The following is a 20625-nucleotide window of genomic DNA, read 5'->3' on the forward strand; positions in this document are numbered from 1 at the left end:
CTTCTAACAAATTTTGCATTTTGTCAAGCAAAGGAAATCCAAACCTGCATTTTACTGCTTCTGCGCCAGTTTTTCCTGTGCCAGTTCCAGCATCCGGCTGACTACTTCATCGATACCCATGCTTGTCGTATCGAGTGCTATAGCGTCGGCTGCCTTGCAAAGCGGCGAAACTTCCCTTTCTGAATCCAGCTTGTCACGCCGTTCGATTTCGCTTTTTAGCTCGCTTAAATCTGAAGGATAGCCTTTTGCAAGATTTTCAGCATGGCGCCTTTGCGCACGCTCATCGGCACTTGCAAGCAGAAAAATTTTCAGTTCGGCATCCGGCAAAACCTGCGTGCCGATATCCCTTCCATCCATCACGACACCGCCGCCTGATGCAAGGGCCTGCTGCCGTTTCACCATTTCTTCGCGGACAACCCGGTGTTTTGAAACGATGGACACGGAATTGGTGACATCGCGTTCCCTGATTTTTGCCGTAACATCTTTGCCGTCAACAAAAACCAGCTGCCCTTTTTCGCCAGGCTGCAGTTCGATTGACGTCTGGTACAGTAAATCCGCAAGTGCCTGGCCATCCTCAAGGTTTTCGCGCCGTTGCAGTGCTTTGTATGTCAGCGACCGGTACATGGCGCCGGTGTCGATATAAATATAATTCAATTTCTCGGCAACTTTTTTTGCAGCTGTACTTTTTCCTGCCGCCGCAGGGCCGTCAATCGCAATATTGATTTTTTTCATACACATTTTCCACCCAATCTGCACATCTTACTATTATCATACCCACTTATCGTCTTTTAATGGATACTTGTTTTATATTCCCTTTCTAGTTTAACATAAAACTGCACTTGATCCTATGTAAGAAGTTCTTATGCTAATCTGCAAGGCCCTTTTTACGCAGCAGGATCTGCTGTTCGAAACAGTACCGCATGATCTTCTGTCTTTCAAGCGCGCTTGTATGAAAAAACTGAAACGAGGCACAGGCTTTTCCGTTGTTTTCAAAAAGCCTTACAACGGAAAACATCAGACGGAGGTATTGGTGTCCTTCTTTCATCGGCAGTACGATTCTGGCATGCCCCTCATCATTTACTTTCACAGGGCAGTCTTCAGGCAGAAAAACCGCGCATCCCCCTGAACTGATATCTTTTGTGATCGTGATAATTTTCAGGTCTGATTTTGGGAAGCGGATTGCAATATCAAGGGCTGTTTCGACTCTTACATACTGGCGGCGCTGGATTTTGCGGATTTGGCTTTCTTCCGGGTACAGCATGACCAAAAGCGGAATACTGCCATACTCCCTGCCGATGATTTTTCCCGTGAACCGCCAGGCAATATTTTCGTCCGAGACAAATTCTACATCCATTACCTCCTGGTTTAATAAAAATTGGGTCCGGTTCGTTTCAATATCAATCGGATCATCAATAAAAAGACGGCCATCCCGGATATCGGCGACTTTACATTTATACTTTTTTCCGCTGTCTTTTGCTTCAAGCATGAGCGGCATGCCAATCTTCAACATGTTCCAAAATCCCTTCTAACGTTTGCCAAATTTTATCCCAACATAACGGACCATGATGGAAGTTTCACTTTATTATGACATATCCGCTATTGATCTGTACCGGAATTTGCAAAAAAACCCGGCTTATATCCGCCGGGCCACATTTATTTCATCTATCCGTATTGTTTAAATGGATTTTCCGTAGATCCGTTCTGTATCTTTTAGTTTTTCCACTTTTTCTTCATTCCCGTTTTGTGCATTAATGTAAATCCGGTACGTATCTTCGTTCATAGTACCTAAAAACTCATAACACAACACTTCTTTGTTTAAATCACTGCGGATGATGGCCAAACGGCTCTCCATAACTTGAAGTTTCGGGTTTACCCGGCTTCTCGCTTCCTTCTCTGCCAGCTTTGCTTTCGGGATCGACCGTTTCTGATGGCTGCTTAGAAAATCATTGGCTGCAAATCCCACTATCTGCCCATTATCAAGTGCCACTTTCATATTGACAGTTTCCGGATAGATGCGCACATTTCCCTGGGTTGCCACGAAAGAAAAGACACCGATGTTATCATATTGGGAACTCTCGAATATTTCCATTTTCTCAAAATGGTGCTTGTTTAAAAAAGCGGAGGCTTTTTGTGCCGCCTCATTTAAACTAATGGACTGTTTACCGATGCTGCGCTTTTGGAAAAGCCAGATCGGATAGCCGCCCCGTTTTGTAATATCGGCAGTGACTTCATTCCCGTTATTGTCCACAAGATTGACGCTGTAAAAACTGAAATTGGCGCCATTCCCGTTTTTTGAAACTTTCTGTGATTTGGCATGTTTTATTCCGGCATATTCTTTTGCAATTCGAATCGCATCCTGTTTTGAGATGGTTTTGCCTTCTAAATGGTCATAGTTTTCGTCGCGGTTTTGAAAACTTGTAAAGGATGGTTCATTCAGATTTGCATTTTCGTACCCTTTTACCGTTTTCTCCACTGTTTTAAATCCGTCGATTATGGTATTATCCGAAGCTTCTTTTCCAGATGCAAGCGCCATTTCGACATCCATCCAGCGCAGATTATTTTTCAGTACCTTTTTCTGTACATCGCGCAGTTCATCCTGGATATCACTGCTTTGTGAATATAATCTTTTTAATGACGCATATTCTTTGTCGGATAGCGGCTCCTTATCCAGGTCCCGTACCGCTGTCCGGTAACTGAAATTCCCGATATTTGATAGAAATTCCTCTGTTTTATTGAAAGGAAGCAGTGTTAAAGGCAGCTGCCCGACATCTGCATTGGCTTCCGATGTCAAGCGCCATACTTCCGCCAATGCCGGGGAAAGCGACTTTCTTGAATTCATCGCAAGCGTATTCCCGATTTCGTCATGAAGCAGGTCCATTTTATAAGTGAGATCATGAAAGGCCCTTTGGTACGTATTTTCAGCATGGATTAAAACCGCCTTTTTTTCGCGGTGCTCCTGATATCCCCATATGGCCGTACCTGCTATCCCCAGCGCCAATACTGCAATGAGTATCCCTCTTAACATATTGTTTCCACCCCTTTATTTACAAAAAATATGTTTTCCAATCTGTTTGATTTGCGGCCGTGTCCAAATCCATTTACTTGTCGCCGTCTCAGGATTAAAGTAATAAAGCGCATTGCCTGAAGGATCCCAGCCGTTGATGGCATCCAGAACAGCTTTTTTAGCCGTGTCATTCGGCGTCAACCAGATCTGCCCGTCCGATACTGCTGTAAAAGCGCCCGGCTCAAAAATGACGCCTGAAACCGTCCTTGGGAATGAAGGGCTCTCGGTACGGTTCAAAATCACGGCTGCAACAGCCACCTGCCCTTCATATGGCTCCCCGCGTGCCTCCCCGTATACAGCATTGGCAAGCAGGCGGATATCATTCTGTGAAAAACCGTTTGGAACATTTACTGTGGTTGCACCCGTTTTCTTTGTACTATTTTTTGCCTTTGCATTCGATGTTTGTTTCTTCAAATCGACGCCGCCGTAATAGGTGAACTTTCTGCCCTTGTTGATTTGGCCTTTCACATAGGCGGCGTCATATTTGGAAGCCTTCACAAGTTTTGCCTTTGTGGTTCCTCCTGCCAGCCCGTCAATCGGCAGCCCGTACGCTTCCTGGAAGTTTCTCAGCGCCCAGTATGTACTCCAACCAAAGACGCCGTCAATTGTTCCTTTATAATAGCCGGTATACTGCAGCCTTGCCTGCAATTCTATAACATCGTCCCCAACCGCGCCTCTTTGGATGACCTGCCCGCTGAAGGCATAGGCGTTTTGTTTTTCGAATCCGGACAGCATGGCGGCAAAACAAATACAGGTTAAGAACAGAAACTTGATTAAGATACTGCGCTTCATTCCAGATAACCCCCAAAATGATAAGAATTAACGATAGTTTCTGGAGAAAGCAGGGATTTTATTCAAAAAAAGCAGCCGGTACCGTTCCGGCTGCTTTATCAAAATACTGGTTCGTTTTAAAGTATACGTCTCGTTCCTTGTTCAGACTGCTGCGCAATATCCGGCATAAAAACAGCCGGATGATTTCCGCAAAAAAAGCAGGCGCCGCTTTTCCCCCGGGGCCTGCCCGGATTCATTCGCTGCCTTTTGCCTCATTCTCTGGCTTGGATGGCGCGGGCGATCAGTTCCCCGTGGAAACGCCCGTTTTCAATAAATATTTCATTTGCATTATTCCCTGCCGCAATGACGCCGGCAATAAAAAGCCCTTTGATATTGGTCTCCATCGTATCTTCCGCATATACCGGCCGGCCTGTGTCACTGTGGATCTCAATGCCTGTCTTGTGCAGAAAATCCTGGTCGGGATGATAGCCAACCATGGCAAAAACAAAATCATTTGGAATCTCTTTTTCGCGCCCATTGACTGCATAGCGGACACTTTTTTCAGTAATTTCCCTGACTTCAGCATGAAATTCCAGCTTTATTTTTTCATGGCGGACAAGCGAGTCAAATTCCGGAAGAATCCATGGCTTCACACTCTCGGAATACCTCGAGCCGCGGTAAAGCACCGTTACACGCGCCCCCGCCTTATTCAATTCGATCGCAGCATCAACAGCTGAATTCTTTCCGCCGATCACAACGACATCGGTATCAAAAAACGGATGTGCTTCTTTAAAGTAGTGATAAACCTTGCTTAACCCTTCGCCAGGCACACCCATCCAGTTTGGCTGATCATAATAACCGGTTGCGATGATGACATACGGCGTTTCATATTCGGCTTTTTCAGTCTTGACGATAAAATGCCCGTCTGCTTTTTTTTCAACGTGGCGTGCAGTTTCAAAACGGTTGATCCGCAGTTGTTTTCTTTTCACCACTTCCCGGTAGTATGTAAGCGCCTGATTACGCTTCGGTTTCAGGTTCTCTGTAATAAACGGGACACCGCCGATTTCAAGGCGGTCGCTTGAGCTGAAAAATGTCTGGTGGGTTGGATAGTGATAAATGGCATTCACCACATTTCCCTTTTCAATCACGAGCGGGTTTTTTCCAATTTCCTGCAAAGAAATGGCTGCTGAAAGCCCGCACGGCCCGCCGCCAATTACGATACAATCCTCTTTGAACATCATCATCATCCTTTATTTCTTATTTTTCAATGTATGTACTTGCTGCTTGCTCCACGGGGGATGGACAGGACCCGCAGAGCAAAAGATGTCATTTAAAAATCTCCCACCAAGGATGATAGGAGATTATTTTTGCGCCTGTCCGCGTGTTCTTGCTTAAAAGCACAAATCCTTAAATCCAGCCCCTGAACCTGGATGCCTCTGCAACCCTTCTGACGCCGACCATATAGGCAGCAAGGCGCATGTTGATCCGGCGGGATTCAGCGGTCCGGTAGACCGTCTGAAACGATTGAACCAACACCTTTTCCAGTTTCTCATCCACTTCTTCTTCCGTCCAGTAATAGCCCTGGTTATTCTGCACCCATTCAAAATAGGAAACGGTGACGCCGCCTGAAGACGCCAGCACATCCGGGACAAGCAATATGCCGCGTTTTGTCAGAATATCGGTAGCTTCTAAAGTAGTCGGCCCATTCGCTGCTTCCACGACAATTTTTGCCTGTATTTGATTCGCATTTTCTTCCGTAATTTGATTTTCAATTGCAGCCGGAACCAATATATCGCAATCCAGTTCAAGCAGCTCTTTATTGGAGATTGTATTTTTAAACAAAGTTGTCACCGTGCCGAAACTGTCGCGGCGGTCCAGCAAATAATCGATATCAAGGCCCTTCGGATCATAAAGGCCTCCGTATGCATCCGAAATCCCGATGACTTTTGCGCCGGCATCATGCATAAATTTTGCCAGAAAACTGCCGGCATTGCCGAAGCCCTGGATAACGACCCTTGCGCCTTCCAGACTGATGCCGCGCTTTTTTGCCGCCTCGCGGATACAAATCGTTACGCCTTTGGCTGTTGCCGATTCACGCCCGTGCGAACCGCCAAGAACAAGCGGCTTACCGGTGATAAAACCCGGGGAATTGAATTCATCTATCCTGCTGTACTCATCCATCATCCAGGCCATGATTTGCGAGTTTGTAAAGACATCCGGAGCCGGAATGTCTTTTGTCGGGCCGACGACTTGGCTGATGGCTCTTACATAGCCGCGGCTTAAGCTTTCCAGTTCCCGGAAAGACATCTTCCGCGGATCACAGATAATACCGCCTTTTCCACCGCCATAAGGGAGGTTGACAATCCCGCATTTCAGCGTCATCCAAATGGACAATGCCTTCACTTCATTTTCTGTTACATCAGGGTGGAATCTGACTCCGCCCTTTGTCGGGCCAACTGCATCATTATGCTGGGCCCTGTAGCCGGTAAAAATTTTAACCGTGCCGTCATCCATTCTGACCGGGATTTTAACTGTTAACATACGAATCGGCTCTTTCAAAAGTTCGTATACTTCTTCAGGGTATCCTAATTTTTCAAGAGCTTCATGGATTATCGTTTGTGTTGAATGTAATACATCTCTGCTTGCTTCCATTGTTTGGTGATCTGCACCCTTTTCGGCTGCCATTATCGCAAACCTCCTAGATACGAAAGAAATTTCTGCTTTTAAAATTAGTATACATCTTTAACCCATATATGCAATATGAAAAGAAACGTTTTCATTCAGGCAAAAACAGTCAGTGAAAATAGGACAGCAAGTTTTCCAATGCATGGCCTTCAAAGATGGCTGTGCCGTACTCCCGTATCATATAAGGCGACAGGGCCGAGCGATCGCCATACTCAAGAAAAAGCGGCAGACAGTGTTCTGCTTCTTCCGCCAGCAGCAGTAAAAACTGCTGTTCAAACTGGTACAGGCAACTGTCCGGAAGCCGGCCGGTATTTTTCAAAAAGGCGGCCAGCGAGATCACATCTTCAATGGATTGGAAACTGTAAACCGTATCTGTTGACACCCGGCTTTCTTCCAAAGCTTCAGGCGCAAGTCCATCTTCCGCATCCCCAAGTGTCAGGATTAAAATAATTTCATGGGAGTTGAAAGAATATATTTCAATTGAAAGCGTGTCGCTTCCTTCTACATTATATGTTTGATTTGCAAGTTCCAACATTTCATCAAATAAAAGGTTCCAGATAGAGGAGTCTAAATTTTCTTCTCCAATGCCACGTTCTGTTAACTCATCAAATGAGATGGAATATTTGATTTTATTTGACGAAAGACGTTCTAATTTCATTTACTTCGCCCCCTGCATATGGCTCTTACCAATATCATATGTAGGGGAAAAAAGATGGTTCTTCACACTCATCCACAATTCCGGACATTTTTGATGGTAATCAAATGGGTTTCCGGTTTTGCTCCGAGCCTCATCGGAACCACGGTCGTGCCGTAACCATTACTAATCAGGTGGATCATACTTCCGGTTTTTTTCACGCCGCCGTGCTTAAACGGGCTGTATCCCGGCAGATGAATCTGGCCCCCGTGCGTATGTCCGCTTAACATAAGATGGATATGATCCATTTCATTGAGCTGATGGACCATCTTTGGGTTGTGGCTCACTAATATGCGGAAATCATCAGCATGGACGCTTTCAAGGGCTTCATCCAGATTTTCCTGTTCTTTAGATAAGTCATCCACACCGATCAGCGCAATTCGCCCTTTCCCTTTTAAGCTGAAAAAATATGTGGAGTTGCGCAGCGTATGGATACCAAGGTGGGAAAAAAGGCTTTCCAATTTTTGTTCATCCATTTCATAATCATTGTTGCCCCAGACAAAAAAGACAGGGCCGATTTTTTTTAACAGCTTGAGGTTGGCTTCAATTCTCCCGGCGGGCACGCCCCTTTCCAGTAAATCACCGCCGATCACAACAAACTGTGCAGCCCCGGCAGCCGCGTCGACCAATGCGGGTTTTATTTTTCTTCTGTGAATATCCGAGATAAAAAAGAAAGTACATGCATCCACGCCGGCCGGATAAGCTTCAAGGCAAAACCGGTGCTCAATAATCCTGTTTTGAAAAGCCTCGTTTACCATATAAATCAGCAATGCGATTGCAAATAAAAGCACAAACCATATCATCCCGTGCATCATTAAACTCCTATTCACATCCTAATAAGCCGACCCCCCGTACGGCCAGCATCTGAATTCGTGTTCATTTTTGTGTACAATCATGCCTGAAAGCCTGCACTTTTTTAGTGTTGCTAAAAATTTTTCCGATTCGTATCTTCCCGGCCCGGCTCACCAGATACAAATCTTTAAAACCAAACGCAAATTTTTCGCAAACATTGTTCACCACCTCTATTTGTATTATAGCTTAATTCCAACAGATGAAAAGAATTCCGGCAACTTTTGCATGATCAAAAGAACTCGCACATAAAATGGAATGATTCTATATGTCAGGAGGATTTGAAATGAACACACCATTTAAAACCTATTATCCTTTTATAAGCCCGTTTGACCCCTGCCCTCCAATGAAAGAAAAAGTGTACTCCACACCGCCAAACGTGTATATGGGTTTCCAGCCGCCGAATTTACCGCAGTTTCCGCCCAAGGAAGCGCTGGCAAGAGGGACGCTCTGGTTGCCGCTTTATGATCCGTATTACAGCCCCTACGAACGGGCAAAGGAGTGAGCCAGCATGAAAAAGCTGCCGAAAGAATATTACACACTGCTGGAAGAGCTGCAATCGCTTGATTTTGTCATCGTTGAGCTGAATCTTTATTTGGATACCCATCCGGACGACCAGGCTGCCGTTGAACAGTATAATGCCACAGTAAGGAGCCGAAAAAAAGTCAAACGGGAATTTGAAAAACAATTTGGCCCGCTTACAAGCTTCGGTTACAGTTATTCCCCTTATCCTTTCCATTGGAAGGAAGCACCATGGCCGTGGCAGGTTTAACATACAGACAATTTTGGAAGGAGTGAGCATTCAGTATGTGGGTTTATGAAAAAAAGCTCCAATATCCGGTCAGAGTCAGTTCCTGCAATCCAAAACTGGCAAGATTTTTAATCGAGCAATACGGGGGCGCGGACGGAGAACTTTCTGCAGCGCTCAGGTATTTAAACCAGCGCTACACCATACCGGATAAAGTGGTGGGCCTGTTAAACGATATCGGCACTGAAGAATTTGCCCATTTGGAAATGATTGCAACAATGGTCTATAAACTCACAAAAGACGCCACGCCGGCGCAGTTGGAAGCAGCCGGGCTGGACCAGCATTATGTTGACCACGACAAGGCGCTTCATTATCATAATGCGGCCGGGGCACCGTGGACAGCAACATATATCCAGGCAAAAGGCGACCCGATTGCGGATATTTATGAAGATATTGCAGCCGAGGAAAAGGCAAGGGCCACTTACCAGTGGATCATCAATCTGAGCGATGATCCGGATTTAAATGACGGATTGCGTTTTCTGCGGGAGCGTGAGATCGTCCATTCCCAAAGATTCCGTGAAGCCGCACAAATATTAATAGAAGAAAAAGATAAGAAACACTTTTTTTAAAGAAGATGGCTTGAAGATGGCTTGCCATCTTCCTTTTTTTGTGGCTTGGCGCCGGTCAGTAAACACGAAGGCACTTTGCTATTTGTTTTCATGGTATAAGTTGATGTCAAATTCTTTTTGCATCATTTCGAACACTTTATGGCGGGACTGCCAGCTTTCGCCTTTCCACAAGTCTTTGCTTCTATCGACAATTTCACAGCGTAAAGCGTGGTATTCTTTCTCAGCTTTTTCTCTTTTGTCAAACCATATTTTGCTCATGCCCCACAAAGCAGCTGTTACGAGCAGCAGGCCTAACTGGACCTGGTGGGCGGCAATGATGGAAAAGATTTTAAACAATGAATAGGAAAATGGTTCAATAAAGGCGGCATAAAGATAATAAGCCCATCCAAAAGTGTAAAAAATGCTCGTCCACATGATCAAAAGATGGCGTTTCCGGTAACGTTCAAATTCTCGTTTCCGTTTCACCACATTTTGAAGCATCTGTTTGGTTGCCTCATCCGTCCCTTCGCCTAACCGGACAATCGATGGTTCCATTTGCATCACCCCTACCACTATATGCAACAGTCTGTCCCCCTAGACCCTTGTCCGGGCGGGAAACGAAAATATGAAGCAACCGCAGTTCTTGCTACCTATGTATTAAATAAGAATAAAGAAAAAATACGGCCACTGGTAAAAAGATAAAAAAAGCAAGCAGAAGATTCACCAGCGGGATATGAATTTTTTTCTCTTGGCGCGCTTTACGGTGCCGTTCAACCCGCGAAGTGAACTGCTCTGTTTCCAAACCGGGCGGCTGTCCGGTTTCGGTTTTCACTTTTTCAAGCTTCTGCCTTTTTTTCTCAACCTGCTCCTGAAATGTTTCAATGGACATTGATAACCCCTTCTTCAAACGATATCGCTTAAGTACCCCATTTTTTTATACGGATACCCAGTAAAAAATCAATTGTAAAATGCATCACCATCGTTGATAACAGATTTTCATTTGAAAGCTCATACACCAGCCCGAGCCAAAAGCTTAACAATACAACATTTACAATCAGGTACCAATGCTTCCAGTAGCGGATGTGTACGGCTGCAAAAATGAAACTGGCCGCAATCAGCCCGAAACAGGACTGGATGACCCCGCGAAAAAGCAATTCTTCAGCGCAGGCAACCAGCATGGTAATGAAAAAGATGTTCGGCACAGTAAGACGGCGGAAAATCCGTTCATTTACACCGCCATCATCATAATATGCTTTGGGCAGGACTTTCATTAGAATGGAATCCAGCATTACCACCAAAATGCCGCTTACCAGACCATATGCCCATATGGACGAATCTATTCGAAAATGCTTTAAAAAAGAGACTGCATCCCGAAATAAAACCCAGCCTGCGACGGCTGAAATAAGGAGCAGGATAAACTGGGTCAGGAGCAGATGGAAAACCAGCTCGCGGTCTGTTAATTCCTGTATAATGTCCGCCTGTTTTCGTCTAGCCATCGGTTGGTTCACTTCTTATCAATAAACTTTTGAGCAGCAGCTCCCATTTCAGGACAGGCCCGGGATGTGGATGTTCCGCCTTGCTTCCATAATATTTACCCATATCCATTCCGCAGCGATCGCAGCAATCTGCAGGCTTCGTTGACAGAGATTCATCAAAGTAATGCAAAACAGTTTGTCTCCGGCATTGTTCCGACTGAATCCAGCGCTCAATTTCCAGTAATTTTTCACGCTTATGTACGAGCCTTTCATCACGCAGGCGGGTAACTTCCTGAATCCATTCATTTCTCGGCCTGTCACGGAGACGGCAATGATGCAAAAAACGGATTTGCTGTTCTGAACACTTTAAAACGGCCTGGGCATCTTTAAGATCCCCTTTCCAGTCATAATAGGCTGCAATCTGCGCAGGGCTTGGAAGTTCCGATTCGATGAGCTGGAGCGGCAGTAATTCATCACCGGCCATATACAAAAGGATCGCAATGCTGGGCAATCCGTCACGGCCGGCCCTGCCGATTTCCTGCAAATAGGACTCGATTTGCAATGGACAATGGAAGTGGATGACAAAACGGATATCTGCTTTATTGATGCCCATGCCAAACGCGCTTGTTGCACAAATGATGCCGATCTGTCCGTATAAAAACTGCTGCTGGATCAATATCCTTTGTTCCTGGTCGATTCCGCTGTGATAGGCAGCTGTTTCCGCAATTCCTTCCTCTGCAAGGCGGGCTGCTACTTCTTCTGCCGCCTTTTTACTGGAAAAATAAATAATGCCCGGCTTTTGCAAATTCCGCGTATAGGCCAAAAGCTTCTCTTCTTTTTCCCTGTAACTTTCGGACTTGTCCACTACCATCGCAATATTGGGGCGGTTCACGGAATAAATATATTGATCCGGCTGCTTTAGCTGAAGGGAATCACAAATATCCGCGCGTACCTGTTCGGTTGCGGTTGCTGTCAGCGCCAGGGTGAGCGGCATGCCCAATTCTTTTCTGGCCGCTCCCAGGCTTAAATATTCCGGCCTGAAATCATAGCCCCATTGCGAAATACAATGGGCTTCGTCAACAACAAATAAGCCAATTACAAGTTTTTTTAAACATTGCAGGATATAAGGCTGGTGCAGCATTTCCGGCGAGATAAAGATAAATCGGTACGCATGCAGCCGGGACAGGGCTTCTCTCCGCTCCTGCCCGCTTAAAAATGAATTCAGCGCAATAACACTTTTTTCGCCCCTCCCTTTCAATTGCTCCACCTGGTCCTGCATTAAAGACAACAGTGGCGATACAACCAGCACCGCCCCGCTTACCAAATAAGCGGGCAACTGGTAGCACAGAGATTTGCCTGTTCCGGTCGGAAGCATCGCGAGGGTATCTTTGCCGCCCAGAACAGACCGGATCACTTCCTCCTGTCCTTCACGGAATGAATCAAAGCCGAATTTTTCTTTTAACAGGTCATGAAGTTTCATGCCGGACCATCCTTCCCGCCATTACCAGCCGGATCTGAAAATAGGAAATATCGCCGATGCTTTCTTTGATTGGCTTTAATTTTCTCGTTTTCAGCTTACCGGCTGCTTTTAGGATCTTTTCTTCAATTTCTTTCGAAACATAATCGTTCAGCGGAAAATGGGCATCATTTAAGGCGGCTTCAACAAGATGGTCTTCGATTGTACTTTGTTTCAGCTGCCTGGCTGCTGCAATTTCCGAAACCGTTTTGCCTTTCTTGAGCATTTCGTATGTCCTGAATGCGGAGCGGGTCAGCGGTATTTCCTGGTATACATCTTTTACCATTGTATATAAAAGCGGGCATTCCCCGGGGTGCTTCATCATGTACTGCACCATAAAATGCAGCAAATGCAAAAAACGGTACCAGTACTCTGTTGTTTCGATTTGTAAAAGTGACGCCGCCTGTCCGATTGTTTTTCCGATCCGGTTTGCGCCTGTCAGCCTTAAAACAAGAATTTCCGGCTGTTCTGCAGGATGATTGGAAAAGAGGCGGTACAGGTCTGCGTAAAGCATTTCCGCCAGCATGCCGCGCTCCCTTCCAAACTGCCGCAGCCAGCTTTTTACCCACGCTTGCAGGCGGGGATCTCTTTGTACAGGATAATAAAAGCGGTTTTGATAGACAAAATGGGAAGCAACTTGCGTAATTAAACTGAGCCGTTTCCAAAAGATGGCGGCGGTTTCCTGATATTTCAATCCGTTCAAATAAGGGAAGTTCTGCGCAAGCTTATACCCGCGGGCAAATGTCCTTCCTTTTCCGGTGGCGATGTACGCACCGCCCGTTGTCTGCCGGAGATATCCCGAAGAAAGCAGCAGATTGACGAATTGCTCATAGTTATCCCTTGTGAAGGCTTGATAGGTTTGAAAGATGTTCTCCACATGAAAAAGATGGGCATCCTGGATCGTTTGTGCGGATTTTTTCCCTTTTAATAAATGGTAGATTGAAAACGGCGTGCGCTCGCCGTTCAGTTTATCAAAGCAATCGAGCACGACGGCCTGTAAAAAAGACATCAGCATCTCTCCGTTCCGTTTTCTTTTTCATCCGTTTTAGGGGCCTTTCAATAAGAGGTTCTAAGGGGGGAATATGTTCTATTTTATCATGAATCCGCCTGTTTTGTTTACAAATTTCCACTTTTCGACAACCCCGCTTGTCCGGAAGACCTGTAAACTATTGAAATGTGAAAAAAATAGATTTACAATAATGTAGACACCCGGAGGCCATGTTTTACGGCCGGACTTTTCGGATGGCTGTCCATTTCCGTATGGCCGGGCCTGCCATGGCAGAAAGATTCAGCAAGCGAGGAGGAAAGAAGATGGCAAAGTTTACAATTGTAGACAAAGATACTTGCATTGCATGCGGCGCTTGTTCAGCAGCTGCTCCCGATATTTTTGACTATGATGACGAAGGCCTTTCATTCGTGATCTTAGATAATAATAAAGGAACTGCGGAAGTTCCGGATATCTTGGAAGAAGACTTGATGGACGCTTTTGAAGGCTGTCCGACTGAGTCAATTAAAGTAGCTGAAAAATCATTTGACGGCGATCCGTTAAAATATGAATAATCCCGGTTTAATGAAAAGGCAGGCATCCCATAAGATGCCTGCCTTTTCATTATATCTTTTTAAGATGGGCTGCTGATTGCTTTTCAATCCATGTTTGCATTTTTGTAAACATAGCCATAAACAATGCCGTTACAAGGATGCCTTTTATCATATTGAAAGGCAATACACCTGCCACAATATATTTTTTAGCATTTCCGACAGAAAAGTTCATGAAATAAAGATATGCCGGCAAAATGACAAAATAATTTAAGATGCTCATAAAAACGGACATCGATAAAGTACCGCCAATTAAAGCAAACGTCATGCCTTTTTTCGTTTTGATCTTCCGGTATATAAAATAAGTGGGGAGCACGAACAGCATGCCGGCAAAAAAGTTGGCCAATTGCCCGATTGGTACACCTGCTTCACTGCCAAGCGACAAGTAGTTTAAAATATTTTTAAGCAATTCTGTAAGAACCGCGGCAGCAGGCCCGTAAAGAAGCGCAGCCACCAGTACCGGAATGTCGCTGAAATCCACCGTTAAAAATGAAGGAAACGGTGGAATTGGAAATTTAATAAACATTAAAATGAAAGCCAGACTGCTAAGCAGTGCAATGGAAACAAAAGACTTTAATCTCCATTTTTTCATGGTAAACCCTCTCTCCTTTTGATCGATTCATCATCTAAAGGAAGAAAGGCGCCAAAGACCGGCCAAATAAAAAACCCTCAAATCAATATTTGAGGGAGTAGATTTGGCGCAATCAAATAAGCGTTTAACGGTACCCAATTAAACACCGGCAACCTTCATCTTCTCCCATCCAGACTTTACTGTCGGTATTGGAATCTCACCAAATTCTGCCCCGAAAGGCTCGCGGACTTAAAAGCATTTGCTTTATCACCGCCGGTCGGGAATTTCACCCAGCCCCGAAGATAAATCGTATTGAATTTTCATTACAACTTTATTATACATAAATGCAACAAATTTGTGAAGTCATTTTGCCTGCTTTTCTATTTTCCCGCCCCTCCAGACGTATCCTGGTTGAGCGGCGGACATTTCGGCAAAAGCGTTACTCATGAAACAAGATTTTTCGCGGTCATTCTGCATGGATATCCGCTTTTTTCGGCAAGAAAAAGGAAAATGTCGTTCCCTGTCCCAGTTTGCTTTTGACAAAAATTCTGCCGTTATGCGCTTCGACAATATTCTTAGCAATCGCAAGCCCGAGACCTGTTCCTGATTTCCCGCGTGTCCTCGCTTTATCCGCCTTATAAAAGCGCTCAAATACAAACGGCAGGTCTTCTTTTGGAATGCCGGAACCGTTGTCTTCTACATGGATATAGACGCCGTCTTCCACTTCCTCCTCTGCCACTTTCACATAGCCATTGGGCGCAGTATGGCGGATTGCATTATCAATTAGATTCGTCAAAACCTGTTCAATCCGGTCCGCATCCATATTAATTACAAGTGCGTGATCCGATGCCGCCGCACATGACAGTGTTATGCCTTTTTCTTTTGCGATTCCGTTAAACTTATGGGTCACACGCTCTACAAAATTTTTAAACGGGACAGATTCCATATGGAACGAAAAATGGCCCGCTTCCATTCTTGCCAAATCCAGCAGTTCATTGACAAGGCGGCCGATCCTTAACGTTTCATCATAAATAATTTTTGCGAATTCCTTCTTCTCTTCTTCGCTCGCCGCAATGTCATCAATAATCGCTTCACTGTATCCCTGCAGCATCGCGACCGGTGTCCTTAGTTCGTGTGAAACATTTGCAATAAAATCGTCACGCAGTTTATCGAGCCGGCGTTCTTCTGTCATATCACGGATAACCGTTACCACACCTCTGATACGTGACTGGTTGTATAACGGACTGATAATGAGCACATAATGCCTTCCGTTGATTTCAATTTCACCGGTTTGCTCTTTTTCCGTATCTACCACTTTTTGCATGAGTGCGGAAAGGCCTTCCGGCAATGGCGCCTCATCCTCTTTTTCCTGTTCATGATACCAATGCTGCAGAAACATTTCCGCCGGCGGGTTCATAATTAATATCGTGCCATCCCGGTTGAACGTGAGCACGCCATCCGCCATACTGCTCATGATACTCCTAAGCTGCTCTTTTTCCTGTCTGAGGGCGTCCATATTAAAGGCCAGCTGCCGCCCCATTGTATTAAATGCGGTTGCGAGTTCTCCAATCTCATCATGGGTTAAAATCGGTACTTTTTTATCAAATCTGCCTTTGGCAACTTCAAAAGCCGCTTCCCTCATTTTGTGAAGTGGGCCGCCGATCCTGGTTGATAAGAAAAAGGCAAATCCGGTCGTTAAAATGATAGCGATGCCGGCTGCCAGCAGAATGAGTTTTGTTGTTTGCTCAGATGTCTCTTTTAAGACTTCCAGCGACTGGTAGACAAAAACGGCGCCGGGCTTTCCGTTATCGGTATGTAGCGGAACGGCTGTAACAATCACATGATTGTATTTGTTCCGGGGTGAACCATTGGGCGGGACCAATTCCTTTGTTACTTTTTTATTTTGCGTAAAAACTTTCGATAATTGCTTGTCCTTTAGAATAGACTGATAGGATATGCCTTTGTAGCTTTTTGATCCGGCCGGATAAGTGTACGCTTTATCGGGATAGAAGATCATTACCTTTTCATGCTTATCCAGTACGCCAAGGGCAATTTCTTTCCCCATGGCATCACCCGGGTGTTCTTCCATAATATTGGAGATCTTTTGTGCTGTATTTGACAAATCCTGTTCAATTTGATTGATATGGTAGTCTTCGAAAAACTTCAGCAGTAAAATCGTCAGAATCAGTAAAACAAAAGCCACCATAAACAGTATGGTCATCCAAAGTTTTCCGACGACCGTCCTCCAGATCCTCATTCGGCCGTTACCTCGAATTTATAGCCCACTCCCCAAACGGTCACAATCATTTTTGCTGCGTTTTCGGATACTTTGTTCAGTTTTTCGCGGAGCCGCTTAACATGGGTATCAACAGTGCGCAAATCACCGAAAAATTCATAATGCCAGACTTCCTTCAGCAATTGTTCACGGTCAAACACTTTATCCGGCGATTTGGCCAGAAAATATAATAATTCATACTCTTTCGGGGTTAAGTTGACTTCATTCCCGTCTGCGGTGACGCGATGCGCATCATTGTCAATTGTAATATGCGGGAATACAACCAAATCCTTTGCCTTTGTATCGGTGCTTAAAAAGCTGGTTTGCAAAGACCGCCTCAGCAGCGCTTTGACCCGCAGCACTACTTCCCGCGGGCTGAAAGGCTTGACAATATAATCGTCTGCGCCTACTTCAAACCCTTCCACCCTGTTTGCTTCTTCACCTTTTGCTGTCAGCATAATCACCGGAGTGGCTTTTTTCTCATGCAGCTCCTGGCAGACCTCAATACCGTCCTTACCGGGCATCATAATGTCGAGCAGAATGCAGCTGTAATCATTTTCCAGTGCCTTCTGTAATGCCGTGTCACCATCTTCTGCCTCATCAATGAGATAATTTTCTCTCTCTAAATACATTTTAAGCAGCCGCCGGATTCTTTCTTCATCGTCAACGACTAAAATTTTTACATCTTGATCCATGGATATTCCTCCTAAAACATTGCCCGCCGGTTTTGCGGCCTTTTCCTTTCTGTTCCCGGCCGGCATATTTTTTGACAAATGCCTGCCATATGTTTAAATGCGGAGGCAACCTGCACCAAATGTGAAGGCTGCCCGCAATTGAAATTACGCATACGAATGCAATCCCGCAATCACCAGGTTAACGGCAATCAAATTAAATAAAATAATCGCAAAGCCAACTACTGCCAGCCACGCGGATTTTTCGCCGTGCCAGCCCTTTGACAGCCGCAGATGAAGAAATGCTGCATAAAACAGCCAGGTAATTAATGCCCACACTTCTTTCGGATCCCAGCCCCAGAACCTGCTCCAGGCCACCTGTGCCCATATCATCGCAAAAATCAATGCCCCCAGCGTAAAGACCGGAAAACCGATCAGGACAGAACGGTAACTGATTTCATCGATTAAATCCGCGTCCATATTTTTCGTGAGCGGCTTGAGCAGTGCACCGATCCGTTTTCTGGCAATCAGGCGGATCAGAACATACAGGATAAGGCCGGATAAAACAGACCAGATGACCGTATTGAGCTTCACCGCATTTATATAGGCCGGAACATAAAACAACGGTTCCATCCTTCCAGCGGTTGCAAGCTCGCCTTCATGCGGGCCGGCAAGGGCGGGCAAATGGTAAACGAGGGCGCTGGCACCTGTATTCGCCGTCCCGCTTTTATCCACCCAGTTAAAGGCTGCCTCGTATTTTAAAGCGCTGAAAAGAGAAGATACGACGATAAAACCCAACATACAGATTAAACAAAGCATAACAAATTCGAGCCAAAAAGTCTGTTTACTTGATCGCTGCTGATCCACCATTTTAACGAGATAAATCAGGCCCGCCGCAAAGCTGACCGCCAAAATCGCTTCCCCCGCTGCCGCTGTCGTGACGTGAATCTGCAGCCAATAACTTCTTAAAGACGGGACAAGCGGATTGATCTCAGTCGGGAACATGCTGGCAAAGGCAATGATCAGTAAGGCTACCGGCAAGGCAAACAGGCCGAGTACTGCCGTCCGGTAGATAAAATACAAAACCATAAACGCTCCAACAAGCATCATACCAAAAAAAGTAGTGAATTCAAACAAATTACTCACCGGGGCGTGCCCGGAAGCCACCCACCTTGTAACAAAGTAGCCCAATTGGCAAATAAATCCTGCCATCGTTATCGTGATGGCGAGATTCCCCCAGCGCCGGCTGCCTCCTGCTGCGCCGCCCGTTTTTCCCGGAGAACGGATGGCGCCGCCAAACAACAGCGTCCCGGCGAGATAAAGCATAAAAGCGGCAAATAACAATTGGCTGCTTACAGTAACCAGATTCTCCATTTTTCCCCCTCCTTAATCCTATTAGACTGGCAGTTTCCATTCCGATGACATGACCGCTGCGACAGGGCCGCGATTTTCGGCCGGCAGGAATCAGTAGTCAGCCTCCGCGATTCTTTTTCTCCTGCTGGTCGGCGAGAGCCGGCATACCCGTACCGTCCAGTACCAGCTGCATTTCCTTTTTCAGGCCGTACCAGTTTTTATTGGTGTGGGCAGCCGCCAGAATGCCCGACTCGGAACGTTTCAGCCAAAAACGGCGGTGGTTCCAGTACGCTCCCTGAATGACGCCGATCATAAAAATAGCGCCGCCAATGGCAAGGATCCAGAGTGTCATGTCTTTGCGGACGGCAAGTGCTGAAACATTCCGCGTTTTAAGACCGGCAAAAGCCAGTTTATACTCGTTCTTTCCAAGCGGTTCCACCGTCTGTTTAATTGCGACAAAGCTTTTTTCGCCCTTTGGATGCTGCGGAGAAATTAAGCTGAACAGGAAGGCGGGATTATTTGGAATATAAGAGTCTGTCTGTGGTTCCCCACTTTTCGCAAAGCCTGTAAAAGAAGGGTAATAGCCTAATAGTTTCACCATATAACCGTGGCCGAGATGATATACGCTTTTTGGGTTGATTAAGTCTATTTTTACAGTCCCGTATACCTTTCCGGTTCTTTTGTGCTCAAATAAGAACGACATTTCCTGGAATTCGTCTAATTTATAGTCCATTTGATAGACGGCGTAATGGCCGAATTTCAGGGGGTTATTGACTTGGATGGAGTAGGATTGTATTTTTTTAAGCGGCCTTTCTTCCCCCAAGACGCGTTTTGGATTCTGTTTATACAGCACGACATCGGTCTGGAAATTTTTTGCGACTTTGCCGGCTGTGTTTAAGGCCTCCTTAAAATTTTGATTGTCCTTTTTGCCGTAAACCTGAAGCGTAAATTTTTTATTTTTGATCGCATACTGTTCGTTCGTGCCGGGAAGGACTTTTGTTTCACCTTCGCGTACCCAGACCAGTTCATCCACATACATGCCGGGGATAAACCGCAGCATGCAGCCAAGCAGAAAAATGATTAACCCGATATGGTTGACATACGGGCCCCAGCGGGAAAAACGGTTCTTTTCCGCAAATAAATTCCCGTTTTCTTCGCGGATTTTGTAATGCCTGGACGCAAGCTTCTCCTTGAGATGAAGATAGGTTTCTTTCGTCATCGCGGTATCCGTTTTCAGGTACAGGCGCTGCCGTTTCAAAAAGCCTTCATGGCGCGAAGCTTTTTGGTTGGACAAAGCCCGCCGCAGCGGTATAAAGCGGTCCAGGCTGCAGATCACAAGGGAAACGCCGATCAGCGCGATCAGCAGCAAATACCACCATGAGCCGTATAAGTCTTCAAATCCGAGTTTGTACCACAGCCAGCCAAACCAGCCGTACTGCTCCTGGTAATAGGCGGCAGGGTCAACGTTGGATGGGATATAATCCTGCTGCGGCAGAATCGTCCCCAGTGATGAGGCAGCCAAAGTCAGGATGATCAGCCATACACCGGTCTTTACGGAAGAGAAAAAGTTCCAGGTCTTATCTACCACCGTTTTTTTGTACGTCTGTGACCGGCGTGCGCTCCCCTCATACCGCATATCATGCAGCTTTTCATTCATCGCTTTTTCCGTCAGCGCTTTGCCGCATGCTTCACACAGCACAGTGCCCGGCGGATTGACATGGCCGCATTCGCATTTGATCTCTTTCATAA

Annotated in this window: 22 protein-coding genes and 1 riboswitch; of the genes, 4 read left to right on the forward strand and 18 right to left on the reverse strand. The window is 45.7% G+C overall.

The annotated features are described in order from the left end of the window. Positions 1 to 51: 51 nt before the first annotated feature. The 8 genes from cmk to C232_RS0101325 all read right to left on the reverse strand — a co-directional run bounded on the left by cmk (position 52) and on the right by C232_RS0101325 (position 8026). Positions 52 to 732: a (d)CMP kinase gene (gene cmk / locus C232_RS0101285; RefSeq protein WP_018660442.1), complete on the reverse strand. Its 681-nt coding sequence runs from the start codon at positions 730 to 732 to the stop codon at positions 52 to 54. A gap of 133 nt (positions 733 to 865) precedes the next feature. Then, entirely contained in the window at positions 866 to 1510 is a 645-nt protein-coding gene (locus C232_RS0101290; protein ID WP_018660444.1) for a flagellar brake protein, read from the reverse strand. A gap of 165 nt (positions 1511 to 1675) precedes the next feature. Continuing rightward, positions 1676 to 3025 (reverse strand): germination protein YpeB, encoded by a 1350-nt coding sequence (ypeB, locus tag C232_RS0101295; RefSeq protein ID WP_018660448.1) that lies wholly within the window; start codon positions 3023 to 3025, stop codon positions 1676 to 1678. Positions 3026 to 3040: 15 nt separating this feature from the next. Then, a complete protein-coding gene (gene sleB, locus C232_RS0101300) occupies positions 3041 to 3799 on the reverse strand; it encodes a spore cortex-lytic enzyme (RefSeq protein ID WP_235801502.1) in 759 nt (252 codons plus the stop codon). A gap of 308 nt (positions 3800 to 4107) precedes the next feature. Then, complete coding sequence (locus C232_RS0101310; RefSeq protein ID WP_018660454.1) at positions 4108 to 5073, reverse strand: YpdA family putative bacillithiol disulfide reductase; 966 nt, start codon at positions 5071 to 5073, stop codon at positions 4108 to 4110. Between the two features lie 169 nt (positions 5074 to 5242). Continuing rightward, positions 5243 to 6520: a Glu/Leu/Phe/Val family dehydrogenase gene (locus C232_RS0101315; protein WP_018660456.1), complete on the reverse strand. Its 1278-nt coding sequence runs from the start codon at positions 6518 to 6520 to the stop codon at positions 5243 to 5245. A gap of 109 nt (positions 6521 to 6629) precedes the next feature. Next, positions 6630 to 7178, reverse strand: coding sequence for an adaptor protein MecA (locus tag C232_RS0101320; protein WP_018660457.1), 549 nt, complete (start codon positions 7176 to 7178; stop codon positions 6630 to 6632). A 68-nt stretch (positions 7179 to 7246) separates the two neighbouring features. Then, on the reverse strand, positions 7247 to 8026 hold the full coding sequence (locus C232_RS0101325) for a metallophosphoesterase (RefSeq protein ID WP_018660459.1): 780 nt from the start codon (positions 8024 to 8026) through the stop codon (positions 7247 to 7249). Between the two features lie 323 nt (positions 8027 to 8349). On the opposite strand from C232_RS0101325, the gene C232_RS0101330 reads away from it, so the two are divergent. The 3 genes from C232_RS0101330 to C232_RS0101340 are packed head-to-tail and all read left to right on the forward strand — an operon-like array spanning position 8350 to position 9440. After that, positions 8350 to 8568: a spore coat associated protein CotJA gene (locus C232_RS0101330; RefSeq protein WP_018660461.1), complete on the forward strand. Its 219-nt coding sequence runs from the start codon at positions 8350 to 8352 to the stop codon at positions 8566 to 8568. Between the two features lie 6 nt (positions 8569 to 8574). After that, positions 8575 to 8835 (forward strand): spore coat protein CotJB, encoded by a 261-nt coding sequence (locus C232_RS0101335; RefSeq protein ID WP_018660463.1) that lies wholly within the window; start codon positions 8575 to 8577, stop codon positions 8833 to 8835. A gap of 35 nt (positions 8836 to 8870) precedes the next feature. After that, the gene (locus tag C232_RS0101340) at positions 8871 to 9440 is read left to right on the forward strand and encodes a manganese catalase family protein (protein WP_018660466.1); all 570 of its coding nucleotides are present in this window, start codon (positions 8871 to 8873) and stop codon (positions 9438 to 9440) included. A 78-nt stretch (positions 9441 to 9518) separates the two neighbouring features. Here the strand turns inward: C232_RS0101340 and C232_RS0101345 are convergent, their stop codons facing one another. The 5 genes from C232_RS0101345 to C232_RS0101365 form a co-directional block, all read right to left on the reverse strand. Continuing rightward, complete coding sequence (locus C232_RS0101345) at positions 9519 to 9974, reverse strand: YpbF family protein (protein WP_018660468.1); 456 nt, start codon at positions 9972 to 9974, stop codon at positions 9519 to 9521. A gap of 91 nt (positions 9975 to 10065) precedes the next feature. After that, positions 10066 to 10308: a hypothetical protein gene (locus C232_RS0101350; RefSeq protein ID WP_018660470.1), complete on the reverse strand. Its 243-nt coding sequence runs from the start codon at positions 10306 to 10308 to the stop codon at positions 10066 to 10068. Between the two features lie 28 nt (positions 10309 to 10336). Next, positions 10337 to 10915 carry a CPBP family intramembrane glutamic endopeptidase gene (locus C232_RS0101355; protein WP_018660472.1) on the reverse strand — a complete coding sequence of 193 codons (579 nt, stop codon included), beginning with the start codon at positions 10913 to 10915 and terminating at the stop codon, positions 10337 to 10339. Next, on the reverse strand, positions 10908 to 12374 hold the full coding sequence (locus C232_RS0101360; protein ID WP_018660474.1) for a RecQ family ATP-dependent DNA helicase: 1467 nt from the start codon (positions 12372 to 12374) through the stop codon (positions 10908 to 10910). Before C232_RS0101360 ends, C232_RS0101355 begins: the two co-directional genes overlap by 8 nt. Next, positions 12361 to 13419, reverse strand: a complete 1059-nt coding sequence (locus C232_RS0101365) for a YpbB family protein (protein ID WP_018660476.1) — start codon at positions 13417 to 13419, stop codon at positions 12361 to 12363. The genes C232_RS0101360 and C232_RS0101365 overlap by 14 nt, the downstream gene beginning before the upstream one ends. A gap of 302 nt (positions 13420 to 13721) precedes the next feature. Here C232_RS0101365 and C232_RS0101370 point away from each other — a divergent pair, with 302 nt between their 5' ends. After that, entirely contained in the window at positions 13722 to 13970 is a 249-nt protein-coding gene (locus tag C232_RS0101370; protein ID WP_026314426.1) for a ferredoxin, read from the forward strand. Positions 13971 to 14019: 49 nt separating this feature from the next. Here the strand turns inward: C232_RS0101370 and C232_RS0101375 are convergent, their stop codons facing one another. The 5 genes from C232_RS0101375 to C232_RS0101400 all read right to left on the reverse strand — a co-directional run bounded on the left by C232_RS0101375 (position 14020) and on the right by C232_RS0101400 (position 20623). Continuing rightward, positions 14020 to 14598, reverse strand: a complete 579-nt coding sequence (locus C232_RS0101375) for an ECF transporter S component (protein WP_018660480.1) — start codon at positions 14596 to 14598, stop codon at positions 14020 to 14022. Between the two features lie 153 nt (positions 14599 to 14751). Further along, positions 14752 to 14885, reverse strand: a riboswitch (FMN riboswitch). Between the two features lie 158 nt (positions 14886 to 15043). Beyond that, the gene (locus C232_RS0101380; RefSeq protein ID WP_018660482.1) at positions 15044 to 16834 is read right to left on the reverse strand and encodes an ATP-binding protein; all 1791 of its coding nucleotides are present in this window, start codon (positions 16832 to 16834) and stop codon (positions 15044 to 15046) included. Further along, on the reverse strand, positions 16831 to 17547 hold the full coding sequence (locus C232_RS0101385) for a response regulator transcription factor (protein WP_018660484.1): 717 nt from the start codon (positions 17545 to 17547) through the stop codon (positions 16831 to 16833). The genes C232_RS0101380 and C232_RS0101385 overlap by 4 nt, the downstream gene beginning before the upstream one ends. A gap of 144 nt (positions 17548 to 17691) precedes the next feature. Then, the gene (gene ccsB, locus C232_RS0101395) at positions 17692 to 18897 is read right to left on the reverse strand and encodes a c-type cytochrome biogenesis protein CcsB (RefSeq protein ID WP_018660488.1); all 1206 of its coding nucleotides are present in this window, start codon (positions 18895 to 18897) and stop codon (positions 17692 to 17694) included. A 97-nt stretch (positions 18898 to 18994) separates the two neighbouring features. Continuing rightward, on the reverse strand, positions 18995 to 20623 hold the full coding sequence (locus C232_RS0101400) for a cytochrome c biogenesis ResB family protein (RefSeq protein ID WP_018660490.1): 1629 nt from the start codon (positions 20621 to 20623) through the stop codon (positions 18995 to 18997). Positions 20624 to 20625 lie beyond the last annotated feature (2 nt).

Source organism: Heyndrickxia acidiproducens DSM 23148 (assembly GCF_000374345.1).
Taxonomy (GTDB): domain Bacteria; phylum Bacillota; class Bacilli; order Bacillales; family Bacillaceae_C; genus Weizmannia; species Weizmannia acidiproducens.